Origin of the sequence: Sphingopyxis terrae subsp. terrae NBRC 15098, assembly GCF_001610975.1 — a bacterium.
GTDB lineage: Bacteria > Pseudomonadota > Alphaproteobacteria > Sphingomonadales > Sphingomonadaceae > Sphingopyxis > Sphingopyxis terrae_A.
Map to the genome: position 1 here is coordinate 2,555,269 of NZ_CP013342.1, position 23,062 is coordinate 2,578,330.

The window sequence follows — 23,062 nt, forward strand, 5'->3', positions numbered from 1 at the left end:
CTCGGAGAACAGCATATGGATGCGCCGCCCGCCCATGATTCCGCCCGTCACGAATGGATGCCCTGCCTTGTCTGGCTGCCACGCTTTGCCCTGATCGTAACGACGCATGGCATCGCCACGCGCCTGCTACTGCCCGGCGCTTATTATGTGCGCTGGTCGCGCTCGCTGGGCCGGAAAATCTATCGCCGTCGCCATTAACTTCCTTTGGAAAGTATATTGTCTCGATTTCGCGAACGAATGGCACTGAATTTCACAAATAACGGCTTAGCATGACGTCACATCCTGCGCTAAGGGCGACGTCATGACCGCCATGCGCTTTTTTTCGGACAATGCCGCCGCCGTCCATCCCGCCGTAATGGAGGCGCTCGTCGCCGCCAATCATGTCGACACCGCCTATGACGGCGACGCGATCAGCCGGTCGCTCGACGCGGCCTTTTCAGACCTGTTCGAAACCTCTTGCGAGGTGGTGTGGATCGCGACCGGCACCGCGGCGAACAGCATCATCCTCGCCCATTTCGTGCGGCCGTGGCAGGGCATCCTCTGCTATGAAGAGGCGCATATCGAAGTCGACGAATGCGGCGCGCCGACCTTCTATTCGGGCGGCGCCAAGCTGATGACGCTGCCGGGCGCGGGCGCGAAGATCGACGCCGATGCGCTGAAGGCGCGGATCGCCGGTATCCGCAGGGATGTGCATCAGGTGCAGCCCGCCGCGATCAGCATCACCAACGCCACCGAATATGGCCTGGCGTGGCGGCCGGACGAAGTGCGCGAAATCAGTGAAATAGCGCGCGCCAATGGCATGAAGCTGCATATGGATGGCGCGCGTTTTGCCAATGCAGTCGCCTTCGCCGGCTGTTCGCCCGCCGATGTGACGTGGCGCGCGGGAGTCGATGCGCTGTCGTTCGGTTTCACCAAAAATGGTGCGATGATGGCCGAGGCACTGGTTTTCTTTGGTGGCAGCGGCGGGGCGGGGGTGCGCGAGCTCAAGAAGCGCGGCGGACATCTGCTCAGCAAGGGACGCTTCGTCGCAGCGCAGATTCGCGCGATGCTGAAGGACGATCTGTGGCTCGCCAATGCGCGCGCCGCCAACGCCGGCGCGCAGGCGCTCGCGCAGGCGTGCGGCGACCGGCTGATGCACCCCGTCGAGGCGAACGAACTCTTCGTGCGGCTGAGCGCCGAGGAAGCCGCCGACCTGCGCGCCCGGGGCTTCGACTTTTACGATTGGGGCGAGGGCGCCGCTCGTCTTGTCACGAGCTGGGACCAGGATGCCGCCGCAGTGGCGCCGCTCGCCGCCGCGATCGCGGCGCTATGACCGCACCGTCGGCGTCGCTGCTCAGCCCGCGCGTCCTGCTTCCCTTTGCGCTGGTAACGCTGATCTGGGGGTCGACCTGGATCGTCATCAAGGGACAGCTTGGCATCGTACCGCCGAGCTGGTCGGTCACCTATCGTTTTGCGGTTGCGGCGGCGGCAATGTTCGCCTTTGCCGTCGTCCGCCGTGAGCAATTGATGCCGGGTCCGCGCGCGCTGGCATTTGCCGCCATGCTCGGCGTCGCGCAATTCGCCTTCAACTTCAATTTCGTCTACCGCGCCGAACAGCATATCACGTCGGGGCTGGTGGCGGTGCTGTTCGCGTTGCTGATCGTTCCCAACACGTTGCTTGGCCGCCTGTTCCTCCGCACGCCGGTCGAGGGGCGCTTTCTGGCGGGGGCGGGGATTGCGATCGTCGGGGTGGCGATGATGATCCTGCACGAATATCGCGCCGCCGCGCTCGACGCGCACGCCGTGCTGATCGGAACCGCGCTCACCCTGTCGGGGGTGCTCAGCGCCTCGATTTCCAATGTGATGCAGGGGACGCATTTCGCGCGCGCGCAGTCGATGATCGTGATGATCGCGTGGGCCATGCTGTTCGGCGCGCTTGCCGACGGCGCCTTTGCGTGGATCACCACCGGTCAGCCGCAGATCGAGGCGACGCCGGCCTATATCGGCGGCGTCTTCTATCTCGGCGTCATTGCGAGCGCAGTGACCTTTCCGCTCTATTTCGGCGTCATCCGCGCGGTGGGGCCGGGCCAGGCGGCGTGGTCGAGCGTGCTCATACCGATCATCGCGATGGGCTTTTCGACCGCGCTCGAGGGGTATCACTGGGCGCCGCTGTCGATCGCGGGCGGCGCGGTCGCGCTTGTCGGACTGGTGATCGCGGTCGCGAAACGGCCTGCCAAACCCTCCGTCAGCGGCAATATGGTGTCGATGCCGGTCGAGAGCGACTAGCCCGCGCTGATCCGTTCGATATCGGCGCCGACCGCCTGCAGCTTTTCCTCCAGCCGCTCATAGCCGCGGTCGAGGTGATAGACGCGGTTGACCTCGGTCTGGCCCTGCGCCGCCAGCCCCGCGATGATCAGGCTCATCGATGCGCGCAGGTCGGTCGCCATCACCGGCGCGCCGACCAGATGATCGACGCCGCGGACGATCGCGGTGCGGCCCTTGACCTGGATGTCGCAGCCCATGCGCGCGAGTTCGGGGACGTGCATGTAGCGGTTTTCAAAGATCGTCTCGGTGAACAGCGAGGCGCCCGTACCGAGCGTCGCCATCGCCATGAACTGCGCCTGCATGTCGGTGGCAAAGCCGGGGTAGGGCGCGGTCGATAGCGTGACGGGCTCGGCGCGGCCGTCCATAGCGACGCGGATCCCGGCCTTGGTCGTCTCGACCGTCGCACCGGCTTCGCGCAGCGCGGCGAGCGTCGCTTCCATCTCGTCGGCCTTGGCACCGACCAGTTCGACATCGCCCTGGGTGATCACCGCGGCGCAGGCGTAGCTGCCCGCCTCGATGCGGTCGGCCATCACGCGATAGGTCGCGCCATGCAGGCGGTCGACGCCTTCGATCGTCAGCGTTTCGGTCCCGATGCCGTCGATATGCGCGCCCATCGCGACCAGGCAGTTGCACAGATCGACGATCTCGGGCTCGCGCGCGGCGTTTTCGAGAACGCAGGTGCCCTTGGCGAGAACTGCCGCCATCACCGCATTTTCGGTCGCGCCGACCGAGACGACGGGGAAGGTGAACTTGCCGCCGGCAAGGCGCCCGCCGGGGGCGACGGCCTTCACATAGCCCGACGCGAGCTCGATCTCGGCGCCGAACGCTTCCAGCGCCTTCAGATGCAGGTCGATCGGGCGATTGCCGATGGCGCAGCCGCCCGGCAGCGACACGGTGGCTTCGCCCGCGCGCGCGAGCAGCGGGCCGAGCACGAGGATCGACGCGCGCATCTTGCGGACGATGTCATAGGGTGCGACGGTCGAGGTCAGCGTCGTCGCGCGCGCGGTCATCACGCGGCCGAAATCCTCGGGCCGCGATCCTTCGATCGTCGTCGAACAGCCGAGCTGGTTGAGCAGATGCCCGAAGCCATCGACGTCGGCGAGCCGCGGCAGGTTGCGCAGGGTCAGCGGCTCGTCGGTCAGCAGCGCACAGGGTAGAAGGGTGAGCGCGGCGTTCTTGGCGCCCGAGATGGGGATACGGCCCTTGAGTCGCTGGCCGCCGCGAATGACGATCTGATCCATCGGGCGTCTTTAGCGGATGCGTGGGTGCGTGCAAGCGGATGCGGTGGTCGGGTTGCGACCGAAGTACGATATTTACGGCATCGTCATCCCGGACTTGCACCCCGGCTTGCGCCGGCGAACGCAAGGCGATTTGCCGCAACGTCCGCTCTCCAACCCAATGCCGCCAATCCGCCAAACGCCGCCGCAGTCGCCACCGACCCGCCATTTGTTGCAGCTTGCCAGCGGCGCCGCGCTCGGCCAGACGGTTTTGAAATGAAACCAGAGGAGCGATGCATGAGCGGCGATTTCGATCAGGTGCGGGTCAGGCTGGCGACGGGGGTCGAACTCGACGTTGTTGATATGGGGCCGCGCGATGCGCCGGTGCTGATATTCCTCCACGGCTTTCCCGAATCGCACCGCACCTGGCGCTTTCAGCTGCCGCATTTCGCGCAGCATTTCCGCTGCATCGCGCCCGATCAGCGCGGCTATCGCGGGTCGTCGAAGCCGCAGGACGCCGCCTCCTACACCCCCGACAAGCTGATCGCCGATATCTTTGCGCTCGCCGACGCGCTGGACGTCGGCGATTTTACGGTCGTCGGGCATGATTGGGGTGGGGCGATCGCGTGGGGCGTGGCGCTCGGCGGTCAGCCAGGAGGGCTGCATCCCGAATGGTCGGGCCGCGTCACGCGGGCGGTCATCGCCAATGCGCCGCACCCTGCGATCTTTCAGCGCCTGCTGCTGACCAATGCCGAGCAGCGCGCCGCGAGCCAGTATATCCGCACCTTCCGCGATCCTGCCAGCGATGCGATTATCGAGGAGCATGGCATCGCGGGCATCCTTGCCCATGCCTTTGCGGGCAGGGTGCCGAGCGGCGGGATCCAGCCGCCCGACGAGATCGCCCGGCTGCTCAAGGATTGGGAGGATCGCGACACCTGCCGCGCAATGATCAACTGGTATCGCGGTTCGCCCGCCAATGTGCCCGCAATGGACGACCCCTATGCCGAGCCGCCCGCGATGCCTTTTCCGAAGCTGACGATCCCGACGCTGGTCGTCTGGGCGCTCGACGATGTCGCGCTGCCCCCGTGCAATCTCGACGGGATCGAAGAACTGGTGCCCGATATCTCCATCGTGAAGGTGCCGGGCTGCGGCCATTTTGTGCCTTGGGAAGCGCCCGATGCGGTCAACGCCGCGATGGACGAATTTCTCGCCGCAAACTGACCCGCGTCGCCGTTTAGCGGAGCCCGAAAAACGGCGGACGACTATAACAGTCGCCCGCCGGAGGGGTCGGTTTTGGGGTGCACCTTCAGTCCGTCCACTGGTTTGCGACCCAAAAACTGAAGGTGCGATTTAACCATAGATTTGGCCTATATTGCAGGCTTTCAGATTCTCCCGCATTCGGCATATTCGCTGGATGAACGCGGGAGAAGTCAGGGCAATCGCCAAGGTCGACCGGATCGACGGCCCGAGCAGTTGGACGGTGTCTGGCGATTGTCACATGCTGATCCTTTACGAAGCGGGCAGCTACCACTGGCTCGAGACCTGGCTCGACGGACGGCGAACATCGCTTGGCGATCCGATCCCCGGCGAAATGTGGCTGGCGCCCTTCGGTCACGAATATCGTGCGACGGCGCAGGGCGGCGCGGTGCGTAGCATCGAGGTCGAAATTCCGCACCACCGGCTCGCCGTTTCGCCCCATGCGCGGGCGATCGCGGGGCATGACGATCCGGCGATGGCGGCGCTCGCCCGCGCGCTCGCGGCGGGCGATGCCCAGGCGGGCGACGCGCTCATCGCCGCGATCGCCGAACGGCTCGCAACCACGGCAACGCTTCCGGTACAGCCGGGCATCGCGCGGCGCATCGACGATCTGATGCGTTATATCCAGAAGGGCCTCGAAACCCAGCTGTCGGTGCACGAACTTGCCGAGGAAGCCGGCATGTCGGTCAATAATCTGATCGTCCAGTTCGCGCGCGCGACGGGGCGCACGCCGGCGCAATATGTGCTGCATCAGCGGCTGCGCCGCGCCTGCTGGTTTCTGCTTAACCGGCCGCTGAGCGTCGCCGAAATCGCCTTTGCAACCGGCTTTTCGAGTCACGCGCATCTTTGTTCTGTGTTTCGGCGCAGGCTTGCTATGTCTCCCGGCCAGTGGCGCAAACTTATGAAGGGGAGGGCGAGCGTCGATGGCGAGGACCAATCTGTTTCGGGCGCGTGACGCGCACGGCCATGCGCCAGTCACCTATATCGAGCTGTTCTTCGACCTCGTTTTCGTCTTCGCGATAACCCAGCTTTCGCACGGTCTGCTCGCGCATCTGTCGCTGATGGGGGCGTTGCAGGCGCTGATCCTGCTGTTCGCGGTCTGGTGGGTGTGGATTTACACGACCTGGGTTGCGAACTGGCTCAACCCCGACCGCGCCAATGTCCGCCTGATGCTGATCCTGCTGATGCTCGCGGGGCTCGCGCTGTCGAGTGCCATTCCCTACGCGTTCGGCAAGAATGGCTGGCTGTTCGCCGCCGCTTATTGTTCGATGCAATTGGGGCGGTCGCTTTATGTCGTCTGGGCAAGCTGGGGGATCCACGACGGGCGCGCACGCAATTTCGCGCGCATCGCCTTCTGGTCGCTGCTCACCCTGCCCCTGTGGATCGCGGGCTGCTTCGCCGATGCCGAGGTGCGGATGCTGTGCTGGGCGGCGGCGCTCGCCATCGAATATGCCGGTCCCTTCGCCTTTTTTGCGACGCCAGGGCTGGGCCGGTCGAACGCGGCTGACTGGGACATCGCCGGGGCGCATATGGCCGAACGCTGCGCGCTGTTCATCATCATTGCGCTGGGTGAGGGGGTGCTCGTCACCGGCGCGACCTTTGCGACGTTGCCACAGGACGCGCTCCACTGGACGGCTTTCGTGACCTGCTTCCTGGGCAGCGCGGCGCTGTGGTGGCTCTATTTCGACACCGGCGCGGTGCGCGGGAGCAAGCTGATCGAGGTGAGCGGCGACGCCGGCCTTCTCGCGCGCAACGCCTATACCTATTGGCATATCCCGATCGTCGCGGGGCTCGTCGTCTCGGCGGTCGCCGACGAAATGCTGCTCGCCCACCCCAAGGGGCATATCGAGCCGGCCTATCTCGCCGTTGCCGTCGGCGGCGCGCTGCTCTTCCTCGTCGGCAATATGGGGTTCAAGCGCGCGACGAACGATCGGCCGCTGCCGCCCTTTTCGCATATGCTCGGCTGCGCGCTGCTGCTCGCGATCGGCGCCGCGGCCTGGTTCGGCCATTGGCAGCCGCTGACGCTCGGCATGGGAATTTTCGGCGCGCTGTTGTTCACCGCGATCTGGGAATGGGGATCGCTCAACGGCGGCTGGCAGCGCTGGGCGCCCGGGCTCGGCCGCTTGTTCGGCGCCGATCCCGATGCCTAGCCGGATGTTTCAGGGGAGGAATCCATGTCGCACACCATGATCATGCTCATCGCCGCGCTGGCCCTGCTGGTCCTGCTACGCCTGTCCATTCGCGATGCCGCCCGCGCGACCGGCTTTTTCTGGTCCTGTGGTTGGTCGTATCGGTCGCCAATCTGCTCTTCGGCGTGCTTTCCGCCGGCTATGGCTGGGACGAGGAGGCGACGGTGTGGCTGCTCGTCTTCGGCGTCCCCGCGGCTTTCGCGCTGATCACGAAGCGGTTCAGGGTGCGGGATTGATCAGGCAGCCATTGGCGCCGGCATAGCGCGCGCTGCGTGATGCGAGCAGCGGCACGCTGCCCGTCACCGTCTTCGTCGCCGGATCGTCGCTGAGCGACACCAGTTCCATGCCGGGTTCGAAGTCCGTCTGGCAACTGTCGAGGCTGCGTCCCTGGACATAGCGGCACGAACAACCGACGCGCGCGGCATAGGCCGAGCCGAGTTCGGCCTGCGCCTTGAACGACGGAAATTGCCAGATCAGGAAGATCAGCAACAGGGCGCCGAACCCCGCAGCCCACGGCAGGCAGCCGCCCCAACGGCTCGCCCGGCGCTTGCGGCCGTGCAGGCGGCGCGGCACGTCGGGGCGCTCGCCGGTCGGTGTCGGCGCCGCGGCAGGTTCGCCCGTTGCCGTTTCGGGTGGGTTGGTGTTACTCACGGGCGGCCATGATCACGAAAAAACTCTTGCTGGCAAGTGCCGCGCTCGCGCTTCTGGGTGGCTGGTCGCTGACGCACGCCGCCGGTCAGGGCAGCATGGCGCCGCCCGCACCAGCACCGCGGCTGGGCGCGTCGATCGACGATGTCGTGCCGGTCGCTGCGTCGCCCGCGCTCCCGGCGCTCGATCCGGTGGTGAAGGCGAAGGCCGATGCGCTGTTCGACGATGCCGGCGATGTCGGCGAGACGCGCGCGCTGTTGGTCCTGCGCGACGGCAAGCCAATCTACGAACGCTATGGCGCCGGCTTCGGCCCCGATACCAAGCTTATCAGCTGGTCGATGGCCAAGAGCATCACCGCGGTGCTGACCGGTTTTCTGGTCGCCGACGGCCAATTGTCGCTCGATGGCCCGGCGCCAGTCGCGGCGTGGCAACGCAGCGGCGATCCGCGCGGCACGATCGCGCTCAGGGATCTGTTGCACATGTCATCGGGCCTTGAGCATGTCGAGGAAGGCGATCCGGTGTGGCGCGGCGACACGGTCGACATGTTGTTCGGCAAGGGCGCGCAGGATATGGCCGCCTTTGCCGAGGGCAAGCCCGCTATCGCCAAACCGGGTGAAGTCTTCAACTATAGTTCGGCGACCAGCGTCATCCTTGCCGATATCCTGACCGATGCACTGACCCCGTCCTCGAACCCCGACGCGCGGCGCGACGCGATGCTCGATTTCATTCACGGCCGTTTGACCGAGCCGCTGGGGATGACCAGCCTGACCCCCGAATTCGATGCGCATGGCACGATGGTCGGCGGATCGATCATGCACGCGACCGCACGCGACTATGCGAAGTTCGGCGAATTCCTGCGCAATCATGGTGTTGCGAACGGCCAGCGCCTGCTCCCCGAAACCTGGATGCGCTTCATGCTGACGCCGTCGCCCAACGATGCCGGCTATGGCGGGCACATCTGGCTCAATCGCGCGCGGCCCGCGGGCGTGGGGGCAGCGCTATGGCCCGATCGCGGGCCGAACGACCTGTTCGCCTGCATCGGGCATCAGGGGCAATATATCATCGTGTCGCCGTCGCAGCGGATCACGATGGTGCGGCTCGGCATAACGAAGGACAAGCAGTTCCCGGCGCTCCGCCGCCATCTCGCCGATCTGACTGCCGCGCTCTAAGGCGCTACGCCGCGATCGTCAGAGCAGGAATTCGCCGGTCAGCGTCGTGACGCAGCGACCCGAAAGCTCGACCTGATCGCCGTCGATATGACAGCCGACTCGCCCGCCGCGCTCGCTCGCCTGCCAGGCGGTAAAGCGGTCGCGCGCCAGTCGGCGCGTCCAATAAGGGGTAAGGACGCAGTGCGCCGACCCGGTGACGGGATCTTCATCGATCCCCGCGCTTGGCACGAACACGCGGCTCACGACATCGGCGCCTGCTGGGTCGCCCGCGCCGTCGGCGGTGGCGATCGCCTGTACGTCGCCCAGCGCCTTGAGCGCCGCCATGTCGGGCGCCAGCGCGCGCACCTCGCGCGGATCGGCATAGACGAGCAGCGCATAGCGCCCCTCATGCCACAGCGTTTCGACCGGCGACCCGCCGACCGCGGCCGCGATCTTCGCCAGCGGCTTGGGTTCGGGGCGATAGGCGGGCAGGCGCATGCGATATCCGTCCTCGTCATCGCGCGCGACAACGAGGATGCCCGCGTGGCGCGTGCGAAAACGCATGTCGCCGCGCCACTGGGCGGTGGTCAGCAGCACATGTCCGCTCGCCAGCGTCGCGTGGCCGCACAGCGCGACCTCTTGCTTGGGCGTGAACCAGCGCAGTTCGTAATCGGCCTCGCTCGTTTCGTCGGGAACGACGAAGGCGGTTTCGGACAGATTATTCTCCGCCGCGATCGCCTGAAGCATCGCGTCGCTCATCCACTCATCAAGCGGCATGACGGCCGCCGGATTTCCCTCGAACGCCCGCTCGGCAAAGGCGTCGACGCGCGTGATCGGCAGGCGGCGCCAGCTCATGGGTAGAGCAGTCCGCTCGTCCAGCCATCGCCCGCGCGCACGAACAACGTGCGTTCGTGCAGGCGATGCGCCCGGTCCTGCCAGAATTCGATTCGCTCGGGCGTCACGCGCCAGCCCGACCAGCGTGGCGGACGCGGCACGTCCTGTCCTTCGAAGCGCGCCTGCATTTCGGCAAAGCGGCTTTCGAAGCTTTCACGCGCGTCGAGCGGACGCGACTGCTGGCTGGCCCAGGCGCCGAGCTGGCTGTCGCGGCTGCGCGTCGCGAAATAGGCATCGGCGGTTGCGTCGTCGACGGTCGATACCGGGCCTTCGATGCGAATCTGTCGGCGCAGCGACTTCCAGTGAAAGAGCAGTGCGACATGCGGGTTCGCCGCAAGTTCGCCGCCCTTGCGGCTGTCGAGATTGGTGTAGAAGACGAACCCGTCGGGGCCATGCCCTTTCAGCAGGACCATCCGCACCGACGGATGGCCGTCCGCCGTCGCGGTCGCCAGCGCCATCGCATTGCTGTCATTGGGTTCACTCGCGCGTGCCTCGCCATACCATAGGTCGAATAGCGCGAAAGGATCGGTCGTCGTCATGCCGGCTCAATACTCCGCGTCGCGCCTCTGGTCGAGCAAAAGCGTCGGGAACTTGACCCTCTGCGCGGCCATTACCACATGGCTCGCAATCGGCCCTTCACGGCCAGTCACTTATCGGGCTACAGGAGACAGATGGCAGATCCCTATTCCACCCTCGGCGTGGCGAAAAACGCGAGCGAAGCGGAAATCAAATCCGCTTATCGCAAGCTTGCAAAAGAGCTGCATCCCGACCGGAACAAGGAAAATCCGAAGGCGTCGGAGAAATTCTCCGACGTCACCAAAGCCTATGACCTGTTGTCCGACAAGGAAAAGCGCGCGCAGTTCGATCGCGGCGAAATCGATGCAGAGGGCAATCCCGCCATGCCGTTCGGTTTCGGAGGTGGCGGCGGCGGCTTTCGGGGCGACCCGCGCGGCGGGCCGCAGGGGGGCTTCGGCGGTTTTGGTGGCGAGGGCGCCGACTTCGGCGACATATTCGAAGGCCTGTTCGGCGGTCGCGGTGGTGGCGGCGGATTTGGTTTCGGCGGGGGACGCAGCGCACCGCCGCAAAAAGGCGCCAATGTCGCCTATCGGCTGAGCGTTTCGTTCGTCGACGCGGCGACCCAGGCGATGCAGCGGATTACGCTTGCCGACGGCAAGACGATCGACCTCAAGCTGCCGGCCGGGGTCGAAACCGGAACGCAGATGCGCCTCGCGGGCAAGGGGCAGCCGGGGCCCGGGGGCAATGGCGACGGCATCGTAACTATCAGCGTCAAGGATCATCCCTTCTACGAACGCGATGGCGACAATATCCGGCTCGACTTGCCGATCACGCTGAACGAAGCGGTCAAGGGCGCGAAGATCAAGGTGCCGACCGTCGACGGACCGGTGATGTTGTCGATCCCAGCGGGTTCCTCGTCGGGCAAGGTGATGCGCCTCAAGGGCAAGGGGTTCAGCAGCAAGGGCGGCGGCCGCGGCGACCAGCTCGTCCGGTTGATGGTGGACATTCCTTCGGGCGACACCGCGCTCGAAAAGGCGCTCGAAGGTTGGACCGATACGCGGCCGGTGCGGGCCGATCTTGGCGTGTGATGTGTGGTTGAACGTCCCGGGCAGCAAGACGCCGCAGCGCTCGAACGTCAGGTCGCCGAAGAGGTCGGCAGGGAATTTCTGGCCGAAGGCCACTCGCCCCATTCGCCCGAGGCACGCGCCGAGCGCGCCAAGCGCATGCACCTTCGCGGGCGGGCGCAGGGCGTCATCGAACGCGGACGCGAAACGCTCGGCCCCGGGACGCGTATCTTTCGCGTCGCGCGCCGGGTGGTGGTCGGCACATACACCGACGGGTTCATCCACGCCGGAAATCTTGCCTATCTTGCGCTGATCGCGCTCTTTCCCTTCTTCATCCTGCTCGCTGCGGTGCTCAGTCTCGTCGGTGGCGCTTATGGCAGCGAGCGGGCGATCGAAGCCGTCTTTTCGACGATGCCGCCGTCGGTTGCGCGCGCGCTCGCGGGGCCGATCGCCGAGGTGATGAGCGCGCGGACGGGCATTTTCCTCTGGCTCGGCGCGCTCGTCGCGCTGTGGACCGTCGGCAGCCTGATCGAAACGATCCGCGACATCTTGCGCCGCGCCTACGGCACCCATTTTTCCAAAGGCTTTTTCCACTATCGGCTGGTGTCGATCGGCATCATCACCGGCGCGGTCGTGCTGATGCTGATCTCGTTCAGCTTGCAGGTACTGATTGTCGGCATCGAACAGTTCGTCGAACGCGTCCTGCCCTCTGCCTATCAGTCGGCGGGCGTCGTCGCCATTTCGCGCGGCGTATCGGGGCTGGGGCTGTTCGCCGCCATCTATTTTCTCTTCCTGTCGCTGACGCCGTCGAAATATCGCGGGCGACAATTTCCCAAATGGCCCGGCGCGCTCTTCACCACCCTGTGGTGGATGGCGGTCACTCTGGCGCTTCCGCCTTTGCTCGCCAGCCTGTTCCGCTATGACGCGACCTACGGCAGCCTTGCCGGCGTCATGATCGCGCTGTTCTTTTTCTACCTCGTCGGATTGGGTATGGTGATCGGCGCCGAACTCAATGCAGCGCTCGTCGAGGTTGAGGATTTGGGCCACGACGCTATTGGGCGCGTCGATGATATTGTGGTCGGTAACGACAAGACCGGAGAATGACATGGGGCTGATGAAGGGAAAGCGCGGGCTGATCATGGGGCTTGCGAACGACAAGTCGCTTGCCTGGGGCATCGCGAAGGCCCTGCATGCGCAGGGCGCCGAACTTGCCATTTCCTATCAGGGCGAGGTGATGGAAAAGCGGGTGAAGCCGCTCGCCGACCAGCTCGGCTGCGATTTCCTGATCGATTGCGACGTCAGCGACATGGCCAATCTCGACCAGGCGTTTGCCACGCTCGCGGCGCGTTGGCCGACGATCGATTTCATCGTCCACGCGATCGGCTACACCAACAAGGAGGCGCTGCGCGGTGCCTATGCCGATGTCGGGCTCGAAGATTTTCTGATGACCATGAACATCAGCGTCTACAGCTTCACTGCGGTCGCCAAGCGCGCGGCGGCGATGATGACGCCCTATGATCCCGAAACGGGGCAGGGCGGCGGCGCGATGCTGACGCTCAGCTATTATGGCGCCGAAAAGGTCATTCCGCATTACAATGTGATGGGCGTCGCGAAGTCGGCGCTCGAAACCAGCGTCAAATATCTCGCCAACGACTATGGGCCGCAGGGCATTCGCGTCAACGCGATCTCGGCGGGACCGATCAAGACGCTGGCGGCGAGCGGAATCGGCGATTTCCGCCTGATCCTGAAGTGGAACGAATATAACGCGCCGCTGCGCCGCAATGTGACGATCGACGACGTCGGCGGCTCGGCGCTCTATCTGCTCAGCGACCTGTCGAGCGGCGTCACCGGCGAAACGCATCATGTCGATGCGGGCTACCACACTATCGGCATGAAGCAGGAAGACGCGCCGGACATCGCGCTTGCCTGATGCAATCGCGGTCCGCCGCGCCCGCGCTAAGGACGCGGCGGCAATCGCGGCGGTGCATCGGGAGGCTTTCACCGCAACCGGCTTCGGCTATCAGGGCGAGGCCGAACTCGTCGCGATGATCGAGGCCGATGGCGATGCGCTCGTTTCGCTCGTTGCCGAGCGTGCTGGTACGGTCGCCGGGCATATCCTCTTCAGTCGCATGAGTGCGGTCGCAGACGACCGGCCTCTTGCTGCGGCCGGACTCGCGCCGGTAGCTGTGCTTCCCGATTGGCAGGGACAGGGCGTCGGCGGCCTGCTGATCCGCGGGGGACTCGCGGCGCTGCGCGATCAGGGGATAGCGTTGTGCGTCGTGCTTGGCGATCCGGCCTACTACACGCGCTTTGGCTTTTCCGCCGATCTTGCGGCGCGCTTCGCTTCGCCGTTCGCGGGCGAGCATCTGATGGCGACGATGCTCGATCCGGCGGCTGTCTGGCCGGTCGCGGGCCGGGCCGATTATGCCCCTGCCTTTGCGCGGATGGGCTGAGCGCGCTTGAATTGCGGCGCGATTCCCGCCATCGGCGGGGCATGGATTTCGCGCTTGCCCTCGATCATGTCCAGATCGCCATTCCGGTGGGCGGCGAAGCGCGGGCGCGCGCTTTCTATGGCGCGCTTCTCGGCCTCGCCGAATTGCCCAAGCCCGCCGACATGGCGGCGCGCGGGGGCTGCTGGTTCGCGCTTGGCGACCGGCAATTGCATCTGGGGGTCGAGGGCGATTTCCGGCCTGCCAGAAAGGCGCATGTCGCGCTCGCCACCGACGGGCTCGACGCGTTGCGCGCACGGGTCGGGGCGCATGGGCATCCGACGAAGGATGACAGCCCCGTCGATGGGCGTTACCGTTTTTTCACCGAAGATCCTTTCGGCAACCGCATCGAGTTCATGGACAGGACGCCGCGCACATGAGTTTCAACAGCTTCGGTCGCGTTCTGCGCTTCACCACCTGGGGTGAGAGCCACGGGCCGGCGCTCGGCGCGGTGGTCGATGGCTGTCCGCCGCGCCTCGCGCTGTCTGAAGCCGATCTTCAGCCTTGGCTCGACAAGCGCCGCCCGGGCCAGTCGCGGCACACGACGCAGCGGCAGGAGCCCGATCAGGTGCGCATCCTGTCGGGGGTGTTCGAGGGCAAGACCACCGGCACGCCGATCAGCCTGATGATCGAGAATGTCGACCAGCGGTCGAAAGATTATGGGGAGATTGCCCAGGCCTATCGCCCCGGCCACGCCGATTATGCCTATGACGCCAAATATGGCATCCGCGACTATCGCGGCGGTGGCCGGTCGAGCGCGCGTGAGACCGCCGCGCGCGTCGCGGCCGGCGGGGTCGCGCGGCTGATCCTGCCCGAGGTGCAGATCCATGCGTGGGTCGCCGAAATCGGCGGCGATGCGATCGACCCGGCGAACTTCGATCTCGAAGAGATTGATCGCAATCCCTTTTTCTGTCCCGACCCGGCCGCGGCGCAGCGCTGGGAAGGGCTGATGGACGCCGCGCGCAAGTCGGGCAGTTCGCTCGGCGCGGTAATCGAATGTGCCGCGAGCGGCGTTCCGGCGGGCTGGGGCGCGCCCATCTATGCCAAGCTCGATGCCGACCTCGCCTCTGCGATGATGGGTATCAATGCCGTCAAGGGCGTCGAAATCGGTGCGGGCTTCGGCGCGGCGCGGCTGCGCGGCGAGGAAAATGCCGATCCGATGCGCCCCGCGAGCGACGGCAGCAACCGCCCCGATTTCCTCTCGAACAATGCCGGCGGCATTGCGGGCGGCATCTCGACCGGCCAACCCGTCGTGGTGCGCGTCGCCTTCAAGCCGACCAGTTCGATCCTGACCCCTGTGCCGACGGTGAACAAGGCGGGCGAGGCGACCGACATCGTCACCAAGGGGCGCCACGATCCCTGCGTGGGTATCCGCGGTGCGCCGGTGGTCGAAGCGATGATGGCGCTCGTCCTCGCCGACCACAAGCTGCTCCAGCGCGCGCAGTGCGGATAGTCGCCGAATGATCGCCGCGGCGCAGGCCTTTATCGCCCAGCATCAGGCGATCATCGGCCTTGTCGTACTCGCCCTGATGTTCGTCGGCTTCGTGATGGAGCGCTTCCCGGCGACCGTCGTCGCGATCCTCGGGACCTGCACCTTCCTCTTCCTCGGCATCCTGTCGGGCAAGGATCTTTTTTCGGTCTTTTCCAATTCGGCGCCGGTGACGATTGGCGCGATGTTCATCCTATCGGGCGCCTTGCTGCGCACCGGCACGCTCGACGCGATCGCGAACCGCATCATCGCCCGGGCGCAGCGACACCCGAAGCTGGCGCTCGCGGAGATGTTCTTCGGCGTCTATGTCGCCTCGGCCTTCCTCAACAACACGCCGGTCGTGGTCGTGATGATCCCGATCATGCTCAAGCTGGCGAGCGCGCTGGGGATCAGCGCCAAGCGGCTGCTGATGCCGCTGTCCTTCGTCTGCATCCTCGGCGGCACGACGACGCTCATCGGCACCTCGACCAACCTGCTCGTCGCCGCGGTGGCACAGGATAATGGCCTCGATCGCTTCGGCATCTTCACCATCACCCCGGTCGGGCTCGTTGCGGGGGTAGCGGGGACGCTGGCGCTGCTGCTGATCGCGCGCCGCTTTCTGCCCGACGATTCACCGTCGCAGATCGCGCTCAGCCAGGAACATCGCACCTTCCTCTCCGAAGTGCGCATCCTGAAGGACGGCAATCTGGTCGGGCGGCGTGTCGGCGACGTGCCCTTCGTCAAGCGCGCCAATGTGAAGCTCGTCGCGATGAAGCGCGGTGCGACGCTGCGCCGGTCGAACCTTGCCGACGATATATTGGAGCCCGACGACCGCCTCGTCCTGCGGCTTGAGCTTGCCGAACTCCTGTCGCTGCGCGCGAACAAGAATGTCGCTATCGGCCTGACCGCCGGGCACGACAATGCCGACCAGAATGACGAGGCGATTGTCGAGGCGATGATCGCCCCCAGCCACCCGGCGATCGGTCGCCGGCTGATCGAAATACCCTTTCTCTCGTCGCTTAAGGTCCGCATCCTCGGCATGGCGCGCTTTCGCAAGACGCCGGGCCCCGACCTCCCCAATGCGCGCGTTCAGGCGATCGATCGTGTGCTGGTAACGGGGCCGGCGGACCAGATCAAACAGCTCTACGGCCATCCGCACCTCTATGGCGTGGGCTCGACCAGCGAGCGCGAGTTTCGCCGCAACAAGGCGCCGATCGCCATCGGCGCGCTCGTCGGCGTCATCCTGCTGGCGACCTTCAATGTCATGGACATCGGCGTCGCCGCGATCATCGGGGTCGGGCTGATCTTGGTGACGCGCTGCATCGACGCCGACGAGGCGTGGGATTCGATCGATGGCAATGTCCTTGTCCTGATCTTCGCGATGCTCGCGGTCGGGCTGGCGCTCGAAAATTCGGGTAGCGTCGAACTGGTCGTCGGCGAACTGACGCCGTTGCTGCGCAGCGTACCGCCGTGGGGGCTGGTCGTTGCGACCTATATCCTGTCGGTGCTGCTCACCGAAATCGTCACCAACAACGCGGTCGCCATTCTGGTGACGCCGCTGGCGATCGCGGTGGCGCGGCAATTGGGGGTCGATCCCTATCCGCTGGTGATCGCGGTCATGTTTGCCGCATCGGCCAGCTTCGCCACACCGATCGGCTATCAGACGAACACGCTGGTCTATGCGGCGGGCAATTACCGCTTCATCGATTTTTTCCGCGCGGGCATTCCGCTGACGCTTGCCGTCGGCGCCGCGACCTGCGCAGCCATTACTTTTCTTGTGTAGGCTCTGAAGATTCTGGCGATTGCTCCGCGGGCACCGGGCTGTTAGGCCCCCCATTTACATTCGGCGGGGACCGGAACAGGGGAGCGAATTGATGGCGAAACGCCTCACAATTTACATTTTGATCGGCATGGTTCTGGGGGTCGTCGCCGGCTATCTGGTGCGCGTTATGGTGCCCGCGGGCAGCGAGGCCTTCGATAATTGGCTGCGCGGCTTTTCGATGCTCGCCAATATTTTCCTCAATCTGATCAAGATGCTGGTTGCGCCGCTGATCCTGGGCACGCTTATCGCGGGGATCGCGCATATGGGCGACAGCTCGGCGCTCGGCCGCATCGGGGTCCGCGCCATTTCGTGGTTCATCATCGCCAGCTTGATCTCGATCAGCCTCGGCCTGATCATGGTCAATGTGCTCGAACCGGGCGCCGGGCTGCATCTGACCGTCGGCGCCCATTCGGCGGCCGAAGTCGGCGAGGTCAAGAAACTCGACCTGTTCGAATTCGTCGAACATATCTTTCCCAAGAATATCGTCGCCGCGATGGGCGAAAATAACGTCCTCCAGATTCTGGTCTTTGCGCTGTTCGCGGGCGTCGGCCTGTCGGCGATCGGCGAGAAGGGCGCGCCGCTCGTCCGCGGGGCCGAGGCGCTTGCCGAGCTGATGCTCCAGATCACCGGCTATGTCATGCGCCTCGCGCCGCTCGCGGTGTTCGGCGCGCTCGCCAAGGTGGTGGCGCAATATGGGCTCGGCATCCTTGCGACCTACGCCGAACTGCTCACCGAATTCTACATGTCGCTCGTCGTGCTGTGGGCGCTGCTGCTCGGCATCGGGGCGATCTTCCTCGGCAAGCGGATCGTCGAACTGATCCGCTATATCCGCGAACCGATCCTGATCGCCTTCTCGACCGCCTCATCCGAAGCCGCGATGCCGAAGCTGTTCGAACAGCTCGACCGCTTCGGGGTTCCGCGCCGCATCTCGGGCTTCGTGCTGCCGCTCGGCTACAGCTTCAACCTCGACGGATCGATGATGTACGCCAGCTTCGCGACCATCTTCATCGCGCAGGCCTATGGCATCGAACTGTCGATCACGACGCAGATCCTGATCCTGCTGACGCTGATGGTGTCGTCGAAGGGGATTGCCGCGGTGCCGCGCGCCAGCCTGGTCGTCATCACCGCGACGCTCGCCATGTTCGATCTTCCGGTCGAGGGGGTCGCGCTCGTCTTCGCGATCGACCAGTTCCTCGACATGGGGCGCACCGCGACCAACGTCGTCGGCAATGCGGTGGCGACCAGCGTCATCACCAAATGGGAAGGCATGCTGGAGGTCGAGGATCCGGCGTTCGACGACCGTCCGCATGCGCCGGCGCATACGTCGCATCACGGGATGCGGGGGCTGGACCTTCAGGAAGATATGGTCGAGGATAGGACCACGCCCCCGGCCGACCGCGCCTGACGCCCAGCTTTTCGGCCGCTCCCACCCACGGGCGCGCAAGGAGCTGAGCCATGACCGAAACCAAAGCCCCGCCCGGCGGGGATGAGGAGGCGCGCGCCAAGCAATTGCAATGGCGTATGCTGTTCGGTTTCGTCGGTGGCCTGATTGCCGGACTTGCCGCCCATTATGGTGCGGCGGGCGCCGGCTGGGTCGACAGTGCAACGACTTACGTCACCGGTCCGATCGGCCAGATTTTCCTGCGCCTGCTGTTCATGCTCGTGATCCCGCTGCTGGTGTCGGCGCTGATCGTTGGTGTCGCCGAAATGGGCGAGATGCGGGCGTTGAAATCGGTGGGCATCCGGACGCTGCTCTACACGGTCGTCGTCTCGTCGATTGCCGTCGCGATCAGCCTGCTGCTCGTCAATCTAATCCAGCCCGGGGCGGGGGTCGATCCGGCGCTGGCCCGGAATCTGATCGCCGAGGGCGCCGAAGGCGCCAGGGCGATTACCGACCGCGCGGGCGAGGCGAAGTTGGGGATGGATGCGCTCGTTGCGATCGTGCCGAGCAATTTCATCGGCGCGATGAGCGAGAATGATGTGCTCGCCGTGATGTTCTTCGCACTCTTTTTCGGTATTGGCCTGATGCTCGTCCGGACGCCGCAGACGGCGGCCCTCAAGACCGCGATCGAGGGCGTGTTCGAAGTGTCGATGAAGCTGATCGGCCTCGTCATCCGGCTCGCACCGATCGCCATCTTCTGTTTCATGTTCAATCTTGCCGCCCAGTTCGGCTGGGATCTGATGGTGCGCCTGTCGGCTTATGTCGGGGTCGTGCTGCTGGCGCTCGGGCTCCAGATGTTCATCGTCTTTCCGGTGATGTTGCGGCTGCTTGCGAACAAGTCGCCGACGGCCTTCTTCCGTCAGACGCAGGAAGCGTTCGTGATGGCGTTCGCGACATCGTCGTCGAACGCGACGCTGCCCACCGCGCTGCGCGTTGCGCACGACCGGCTGCGCCTGCCCGACCAAGTGGCGCGCTTCGTGCTGACGCTCGGCGCTACCGCAAACCAGAACGGCACCGCCATGTTCGAAGGCGTGACCGTGATCTTTCTTGCGCAATTCTTCGGCATCGACCTGACACTTCAGCAGCAGCTGATGGTGATGCTCGTCTGCATCCTCGGCGGTATCGGCACCGCGGGGGTACCGGCGGGGTCGCTGCCGGTGATCGCGCTCATCCTCGCCTCGGTCGGGGTGCCGCCCGAAGGGATCGGCCTCGTGCTCGGCGTGGACCGCTTCCTCGACATGTGCCGCACGACGCTCAACGTGATCGGCGACCTCGTTGCGGCGACCGTGGTGTCGGCGGGCACGAAGGACGAAGCGCGGCCATCACCCGCCTGATCGGGGCCGGCAGCCCGGCATCGGTCAGTTTTCGCGAACGTGTCCGGACCGGTCGCCACGGCTCCGGCGCGGTGCATCGCCTGTGGGACGCGTCGGCGGCGGTGCGCTTACCGCAGGCGGCCGCGGGGGCGGCGTCCGCAAGGCAGGTGAAGGTCGCTGCGGAGCCGGGGTCGTGCGGTTGGCAGGCGGCGCGGTCACAACCGGAGACAAGCGTTGCCTGCTTCCTGTCCATTCGCCCGTAGGCGCCGGTCGCGTGCGGATTACACCCGGGCCACCCGCGGGGCGCCGCGGTACAGTGAATTGATCGCCAGGCTCTGTCGTCGGGGGGCTGCCCACCGGCGGACGCGGGCGGATGACGCCCGGACCGCGATCGGGGCGTCCGGGGTTGCCGCTGGTCGGCGGGGTACCGGCGCCGGGCCGACCGCCGGGCGGGCGCGTCCCATGCTGGCCATGCTGGCCGTCGCCGTCCCGATCATGCCCCTGCCAACCGCCGGGGCGATGGGGGCGTCCACCGTGATCGCCGCCGCTCGACGGCGGGCGGCCTTGCCAGTGGCCGTCGCCGCGGTCGCCGCGATGCTTCCACCAGGCGCGGCGCCCGCCCCAATAGTTCAGATACTGGCCGCGCAGCGGGTAGCGGTTGCGATAATTGTCGAACATCCACATGCCGTAGCCGGGGTAATAATAATTGTCGTACCAGCCGCCGCCGAAACCGATCTGGACGAAGCCGCCGCTATAGTCGGTCGGATCGTAACAGTCGTAGCCATAGCCGTCCGAATAGGCATAGGGATGATAATCATAATAGTCGTTCGCGCAGACCCCCGCCGAGGCATAGCTCGGGCCATAGAGATCGCCGTCATAGTAGCAGCCGCCGAGCGTCGCGGTGGCGAGAGCGCCGAGCGCGAGGGAGAGGGGCTTTTTGAGGCTGTTGGGCATGATGCCATCCTTCCTTGGCGCCGCGATGGAGGCGCCATATCGGAATCGAAACTGCACGAAGCGAGTTGAATTTGCGGTGAATGGTCGCCGCCGCCGGAATAAGACTTACTTGCAACAATGTCAGTAAGCCGATAGTCTGCGCCGACATCGGACAAAATGAAGGATTTGCCGCGATGAATGCCCCCACGACGATCGAATGGTCGGAACGCCGCTTCGGACCCGAGACCGCGCACTGGATGCCGCGTAACGCGGAGACCGCGCTCGATCATATTCCCGGCGACGACGGGATTCCCGTGCTCGGCACGACGCTGGCGCAGCTCAAGGATCCGGTCGGCTTCACCAACCGCATGGTCGCGCAGCACGGCAAGGTCTATCGCGCCAAAAGCTTCGGCGGCCGCGGCGTGTCGCTCGTCGGGCCCGAAGCGAACGAGCTTGTCCTGTTCGATCGCGAAAAGATCTTCTCGTCCGAACAGGGGTGGGGGCCGGTGCTCAACCTCCTGTTCCCGCGCGGCTTGATGCTGATGGACTTCGAAAAGCATCGCGCCGACCGCAAGACGCTGTCGGTCGCCTTCAAGCCCGAACCGATGCGGCATTATGCCGGCGCACTGAACGAGGGTATCGGCAGCCGCATCGGCGCATGGAGCGGCAAGAGCTTCAAATTCTATCCGGCGATCAAACAGCTGACGCTCGACCTGGCCGCGACGAGCTTTCTCGGCATCCCCTGGGGGCCGGAGGCGGAACGGATCAACAAGGCGTTCGTCGACATGGTGCAGGCGTCGATCGGCATCATACGCGTGCCGATGCCCTTCACCGCCATGGGCCGCGGGGTCGCCGGGCGCAAATTCCTCGTCGATTATTTCACGCGACTGGTGCCCGAACGCCGGGCATCGGAAGGCGAGGATATTTTCACCCAAATCTGTCACGCCAAGGACGATGACGGCGAATATCTCAGCGTCGAGGCGATCGTCGACCACATGAACTTCCTGATGATGGCGGCGCATGACACCATCACCAGTTCGATCACCTCGCTCGTCTGGCTGCTCGCCCGGCATCCCGAATGGCAGGACCGGCTGCGCGACGAAATGCTGTCCGTCGCGCCGGCGGGCGAGGGTGTAGGGCACAACAGCCTCGGCGAGCTTGAACTGACCGAAATGGCGTTCAAGGAAGCGTTGCGACTGATCCCGCCGGTGCCCGCCATCCCGCGCCGCGCGCTCCGGGATTTCGAATTCGGCGGCTACCATATTCCCGCCGGCACCAATGTCGGGATCAACCCGAGCTATACGCATATGATGGCCGAATATTGGCCGGACCCCGAACGCTTCGACCCGCTGCGCTTCGCGCCCGAAGCGGTGCGGGGTCGCCACAAATATGCATGGGTTCCTTTCGGCGGCGGCGCGCATATGTGTCTGGGGCTGCACTTCGCCTATATGCAGGCGAAAATCTTCTTCCACCATGTGCTGACGACGCATCGCATCCGTATCGCCGACGGCTATGCCCCCGACTGGCACATGTGGCCGATCCCGCGCCCGAAAGACGGGCTGACGGTCACCTTCGACCCGCTCTGATCTTGCTCCGCAGGGCGCGGTGCCCCACCCTGCGGTAGTGACAGCTTTCCGCACCTACCTTGTCCGCTTCTGCGTGATGATTTTGCTCAGCATCGTTGCAATTCGCGCGATGATGTGGCTGCGCGCGCATCCCGAACATGATCCCTTTGCGCCCTTCGACCTCGCGCAGCCGAGGGGCTGGGCAACGCATCGTAAGCTCGTGCGGCTGGCGGGCGAGGATGAGGCCTGTTTTGCGGTGTTCGACCGCGCGGGCGAGCGATACGCGCGGCGCCCTGCGGTCGGCGAGGGGCAATGCCTTGCGAGCCAGCGCATGATCCTCGCCGGCAATCGCCTTGTCCCCTCGATGCGTCCCGCGAACGCCGCACCCGGCTGCGCCATGACCGCGGCGCTGGCGCTATGGACGCGCGATGTGGTTCAGCCCGCGGCGCAGGATCATTTCGGACAGAAGGTTGTCGGCCTTGAAAATCTGGGCAGCTATAATTGCCGCAAAATTGCCGGGCGACGGGCGCAAAGCGAACATTCGACCGCCAATGCAATCGACATTTCGGCCTTCATCCTTGCTGACGGGACGCGTGTGGCGCTGCGTGCCGACTGGGACGATCGCGGTGCGAAAGGAGCTTTCCTGCACGCGGTGCGCGATCGGTCGTGCGGGCTGTTCAGTACGCTGCTGTCGCCCGATTATAATCGGGCGCACGCCGACCATTTCCACCTCGATATGGCGGCGCGGACGGCGGGGTGGACGGTCTGCCGCTAGGGTCCCTGACCCTAAGATC

General features: G+C 65.3%; 25 protein-coding genes. 20 read left to right on the plus strand and 5 right to left on the minus strand.

Annotation, left to right across the window (positions count from 1 at the left end; translation table 11 throughout):
- Positions 1 to 15 precede the first annotated feature (15 nt).
- The 3 genes from AOA14_RS12260 to AOA14_RS12270 all read left to right on the plus strand — a co-directional run bounded on the left by AOA14_RS12260 (position 16) and on the right by AOA14_RS12270 (position 2,265).
- Positions 16 to 198: a hypothetical protein gene (locus AOA14_RS12260; RefSeq protein WP_062902018.1), complete on the plus strand. Its 183-nt coding sequence runs from the start codon at positions 16 to 18 to the stop codon at positions 196 to 198.
- A gap of 112 nt (positions 199 to 310) precedes the next feature.
- Complete coding sequence (locus AOA14_RS12265; RefSeq protein ID WP_062903144.1) at positions 311 to 1,312, plus strand: threonine aldolase family protein; 1,002 nt, start codon at positions 311 to 313, stop codon at positions 1,310 to 1,312.
- Positions 1,309 to 2,265, plus strand: coding sequence for a DMT family transporter (locus AOA14_RS12270; RefSeq protein WP_062902019.1), 957 nt, complete (start codon positions 1,309 to 1,311; stop codon positions 2,263 to 2,265). Before AOA14_RS12265 ends, AOA14_RS12270 begins: the two co-directional genes overlap by 4 nt.
- Here the strand turns inward: AOA14_RS12270 and murA are convergent.
- A complete protein-coding gene (gene murA, locus AOA14_RS12275; RefSeq protein ID WP_003049268.1) occupies positions 2,262 to 3,545 on the minus strand; it encodes a UDP-N-acetylglucosamine 1-carboxyvinyltransferase in 1,284 nt (427 codons plus the stop codon). The two genes, AOA14_RS12270 and murA, sit on opposite strands and share 4 nt — an antisense overlap.
- 28 nt (positions 3,546 to 3,573) lie before the next feature.
- Here murA and AOA14_RS19810 point away from each other — a divergent pair, with 28 nt between their 5' ends.
- From AOA14_RS19810 to AOA14_RS19815, 5 genes are all read left to right on the plus strand, one after another.
- Entirely contained in the window at positions 3,574 to 3,801 is a 228-nt protein-coding gene (locus AOA14_RS19810; RefSeq protein ID WP_202988254.1) for a hypothetical protein, read from the plus strand.
- A 17-nt stretch (positions 3,802 to 3,818) separates the two neighbouring features.
- Positions 3,819 to 4,742 carry an alpha/beta fold hydrolase gene (locus AOA14_RS12280; RefSeq protein WP_062902020.1) on the plus strand — a complete coding sequence of 308 codons (924 nt, stop codon included), beginning with the start codon at positions 3,819 to 3,821 and terminating at the stop codon, positions 4,740 to 4,742.
- 193 nt (positions 4,743 to 4,935) lie between these two features.
- On the plus strand, positions 4,936 to 5,733 hold the full coding sequence (locus AOA14_RS12285) for an AraC family transcriptional regulator (protein WP_062902021.1): 798 nt from the start codon (positions 4,936 to 4,938) through the stop codon (positions 5,731 to 5,733).
- Complete coding sequence (locus AOA14_RS12290) at positions 5,702 to 6,928, plus strand: low temperature requirement protein A (RefSeq protein ID WP_062902022.1); 1,227 nt, start codon at positions 5,702 to 5,704, stop codon at positions 6,926 to 6,928. Before AOA14_RS12285 ends, AOA14_RS12290 begins: the two co-directional genes overlap by 32 nt.
- A gap of 131 nt (positions 6,929 to 7,059) precedes the next feature.
- Positions 7,060 to 7,203 carry a hypothetical protein gene (locus tag AOA14_RS19815; RefSeq protein WP_202988255.1) on the plus strand — a complete coding sequence of 48 codons (144 nt, stop codon included), beginning with the start codon at positions 7,060 to 7,062 and terminating at the stop codon, positions 7,201 to 7,203.
- On the opposite strand, the gene AOA14_RS12295 is transcribed toward AOA14_RS19815, so the two are convergent.
- Positions 7,187 to 7,618 (minus strand): hypothetical protein, encoded by a 432-nt coding sequence (locus AOA14_RS12295; protein ID WP_202988256.1) that lies wholly within the window; start codon positions 7,616 to 7,618, stop codon positions 7,187 to 7,189. The genes AOA14_RS19815 and AOA14_RS12295 overlap by 17 nt on opposite strands.
- Positions 7,619 to 7,626: 8 nt before the next feature.
- On the opposite strand from AOA14_RS12295, the gene AOA14_RS12300 reads away from it, so the two are divergent.
- Positions 7,627 to 8,784: a serine hydrolase domain-containing protein gene (locus AOA14_RS12300; RefSeq protein ID WP_062902023.1), complete on the plus strand. Its 1,158-nt coding sequence runs from the start codon at positions 7,627 to 7,629 to the stop codon at positions 8,782 to 8,784.
- A gap of 18 nt (positions 8,785 to 8,802) precedes the next feature.
- Here the strand turns inward: AOA14_RS12300 and AOA14_RS12305 are convergent, their stop codons facing one another.
- Positions 8,803 to 9,618 (minus strand): PhzF family phenazine biosynthesis protein, encoded by an 816-nt coding sequence (locus AOA14_RS12305; RefSeq protein ID WP_062902024.1) that lies wholly within the window; start codon positions 9,616 to 9,618, stop codon positions 8,803 to 8,805.
- Positions 9,615 to 10,196: a pyridoxamine 5'-phosphate oxidase gene (gene pdxH / locus AOA14_RS12310; RefSeq protein ID WP_003047963.1), complete on the minus strand. Its 582-nt coding sequence runs from the start codon at positions 10,194 to 10,196 to the stop codon at positions 9,615 to 9,617. Before pdxH ends, AOA14_RS12305 begins: the two co-directional genes overlap by 4 nt.
- A gap of 132 nt (positions 10,197 to 10,328) precedes the next feature.
- Here pdxH and AOA14_RS12315 point away from each other — a divergent pair, with 132 nt between their 5' ends.
- The 9 genes from AOA14_RS12315 (at position 10,329) to AOA14_RS12355 (ending at position 19,791) form a co-directional block, all read left to right on the plus strand.
- Positions 10,329 to 11,261, plus strand: coding sequence for a DnaJ C-terminal domain-containing protein (locus AOA14_RS12315; protein WP_003047962.1), 933 nt, complete (start codon positions 10,329 to 10,331; stop codon positions 11,259 to 11,261).
- Between the two features lie 3 nt (positions 11,262 to 11,264).
- Complete coding sequence (locus AOA14_RS12320; RefSeq protein WP_062902025.1) at positions 11,265 to 12,341, plus strand: YihY/virulence factor BrkB family protein; 1,077 nt, start codon at positions 11,265 to 11,267, stop codon at positions 12,339 to 12,341.
- A 1-nt stretch (position 12,342) separates the two neighbouring features.
- A complete protein-coding gene (gene fabI, locus AOA14_RS12325) occupies positions 12,343 to 13,167 on the plus strand; it encodes an enoyl-ACP reductase FabI (RefSeq protein ID WP_003047958.1) in 825 nt (274 codons plus the stop codon).
- Positions 13,160 to 13,690 (plus strand): GNAT family N-acetyltransferase, encoded by a 531-nt coding sequence (locus tag AOA14_RS12330; protein WP_082819917.1) that lies wholly within the window; start codon positions 13,160 to 13,162, stop codon positions 13,688 to 13,690. Before fabI ends, AOA14_RS12330 begins: the two co-directional genes overlap by 8 nt.
- 41 nt (positions 13,691 to 13,731) lie before the next feature.
- Positions 13,732 to 14,106, plus strand: a complete 375-nt coding sequence (locus AOA14_RS12335) for a VOC family protein (protein ID WP_062902026.1) — start codon at positions 13,732 to 13,734, stop codon at positions 14,104 to 14,106.
- A complete protein-coding gene (gene aroC / locus AOA14_RS12340) occupies positions 14,103 to 15,179 on the plus strand; it encodes a chorismate synthase (protein WP_062902027.1) in 1,077 nt (358 codons plus the stop codon). Before AOA14_RS12335 ends, aroC begins: the two co-directional genes overlap by 4 nt.
- A gap of 7 nt (positions 15,180 to 15,186) precedes the next feature.
- On the plus strand, positions 15,187 to 16,977 hold the full coding sequence (locus AOA14_RS12345) for an SLC13 family permease (RefSeq protein ID WP_062902028.1): 1,791 nt from the start codon (positions 15,187 to 15,189) through the stop codon (positions 16,975 to 16,977).
- Positions 16,978 to 17,068: 91 nt separating this feature from the next.
- Complete coding sequence (locus tag AOA14_RS12350; protein ID WP_003047950.1) at positions 17,069 to 18,421, plus strand: dicarboxylate/amino acid:cation symporter; 1,353 nt, start codon at positions 17,069 to 17,071, stop codon at positions 18,419 to 18,421.
- Positions 18,422 to 18,471: 50 nt separating this feature from the next.
- Positions 18,472 to 19,791, plus strand: a complete 1,320-nt coding sequence (locus tag AOA14_RS12355) for a dicarboxylate/amino acid:cation symporter (RefSeq protein WP_062902029.1) — start codon at positions 18,472 to 18,474, stop codon at positions 19,789 to 19,791.
- A gap of 24 nt (positions 19,792 to 19,815) precedes the next feature.
- On the opposite strand, the gene AOA14_RS12360 is transcribed toward AOA14_RS12355, so the two are convergent.
- Positions 19,816 to 20,724 carry a hypothetical protein gene (locus AOA14_RS12360; RefSeq protein ID WP_062902030.1) on the minus strand — a complete coding sequence of 303 codons (909 nt, stop codon included), beginning with the start codon at positions 20,722 to 20,724 and terminating at the stop codon, positions 19,816 to 19,818.
- Positions 20,725 to 20,897: 173 nt separating this feature from the next.
- Here AOA14_RS12360 and AOA14_RS12365 point away from each other — a divergent pair, with 173 nt between their 5' ends.
- A complete protein-coding gene (locus tag AOA14_RS12365; protein ID WP_062903147.1) occupies positions 20,898 to 22,289 on the plus strand; it encodes a cytochrome P450 in 1,392 nt (463 codons plus the stop codon).
- 37 nt (positions 22,290 to 22,326) lie between these two features.
- The gene (locus tag AOA14_RS12370) at positions 22,327 to 23,043 is read left to right on the plus strand and encodes an extensin-like domain-containing protein (RefSeq protein ID WP_234179457.1); all 717 of its coding nucleotides are present in this window, start codon (positions 22,327 to 22,329) and stop codon (positions 23,041 to 23,043) included.
- Positions 23,044 to 23,062 lie beyond the last annotated feature (19 nt).

What these genes read in the sequence shown, in the direction of transcription:
- AOA14_RS12260 (WP_062902018.1), top strand. Translation starts at nt 16, where the DNA reads ATGGATGCGCCGCCCGCCCATGATTCCGCCCGTCACGAATGGATGCCC.
- AOA14_RS12265 (WP_062903144.1), top strand. Translation starts at nt 311, where the DNA reads ATGCGCTTTTTTTCGGACAATGCCGCCGCCGTCCATCCCGCCGTAATG.
- AOA14_RS12270 (WP_062902019.1), top strand. Translation starts at nt 1,309, where the DNA reads ATGACCGCACCGTCGGCGTCGCTGCTCAGCCCGCGCGTCCTGCTTCCC.
- murA (WP_003049268.1), bottom strand. Translation starts at nt 3,545, where the DNA reads ATGGATCAGATCGTCATTCGCGGCGGCCAGCGACTCAAGGGCCGTATC.
- AOA14_RS12280 (WP_062902020.1), top strand. Translation starts at nt 3,819, where the DNA reads ATGAGCGGCGATTTCGATCAGGTGCGGGTCAGGCTGGCGACGGGGGTC.
- AOA14_RS12285 (WP_062902021.1), top strand. Translation starts at nt 4,936, where the DNA reads ATGAACGCGGGAGAAGTCAGGGCAATCGCCAAGGTCGACCGGATCGAC.
- AOA14_RS12290 (WP_062902022.1), top strand. Translation starts at nt 5,702, where the DNA reads ATGGCGAGGACCAATCTGTTTCGGGCGCGTGACGCGCACGGCCATGCG.
- AOA14_RS12300 (WP_062902023.1), top strand. Translation starts at nt 7,627, where the DNA reads ATGATCACGAAAAAACTCTTGCTGGCAAGTGCCGCGCTCGCGCTTCTG.
- AOA14_RS12305 (WP_062902024.1), bottom strand. Translation starts at nt 9,618, where the DNA reads ATGAGCTGGCGCCGCCTGCCGATCACGCGCGTCGACGCCTTTGCCGAG.
- pdxH (WP_003047963.1), bottom strand. Translation starts at nt 10,196, where the DNA reads ATGACGACGACCGATCCTTTCGCGCTATTCGACCTATGGTATGGCGAG.
- AOA14_RS12315 (WP_003047962.1), top strand. Translation starts at nt 10,329, where the DNA reads ATGGCAGATCCCTATTCCACCCTCGGCGTGGCGAAAAACGCGAGCGAA.
- fabI (WP_003047958.1), top strand. Translation starts at nt 12,343, where the DNA reads ATGGGGCTGATGAAGGGAAAGCGCGGGCTGATCATGGGGCTTGCGAAC.
- AOA14_RS12335 (WP_062902026.1), top strand. Translation starts at nt 13,732, where the DNA reads ATGGATTTCGCGCTTGCCCTCGATCATGTCCAGATCGCCATTCCGGTG.
- aroC (WP_062902027.1), top strand. Translation starts at nt 14,103, where the DNA reads ATGAGTTTCAACAGCTTCGGTCGCGTTCTGCGCTTCACCACCTGGGGT.
- AOA14_RS12345 (WP_062902028.1), top strand. Translation starts at nt 15,187, where the DNA reads ATGATCGCCGCGGCGCAGGCCTTTATCGCCCAGCATCAGGCGATCATC.
- AOA14_RS12350 (WP_003047950.1), top strand. Translation starts at nt 17,069, where the DNA reads ATGGCGAAACGCCTCACAATTTACATTTTGATCGGCATGGTTCTGGGG.
- AOA14_RS12355 (WP_062902029.1), top strand. Translation starts at nt 18,472, where the DNA reads ATGACCGAAACCAAAGCCCCGCCCGGCGGGGATGAGGAGGCGCGCGCC.
- AOA14_RS12360 (WP_062902030.1), bottom strand. Translation starts at nt 20,724, where the DNA reads ATGCCCAACAGCCTCAAAAAGCCCCTCTCCCTCGCGCTCGGCGCTCTC.
- AOA14_RS12365 (WP_062903147.1), top strand. Translation starts at nt 20,898, where the DNA reads ATGAATGCCCCCACGACGATCGAATGGTCGGAACGCCGCTTCGGACCC.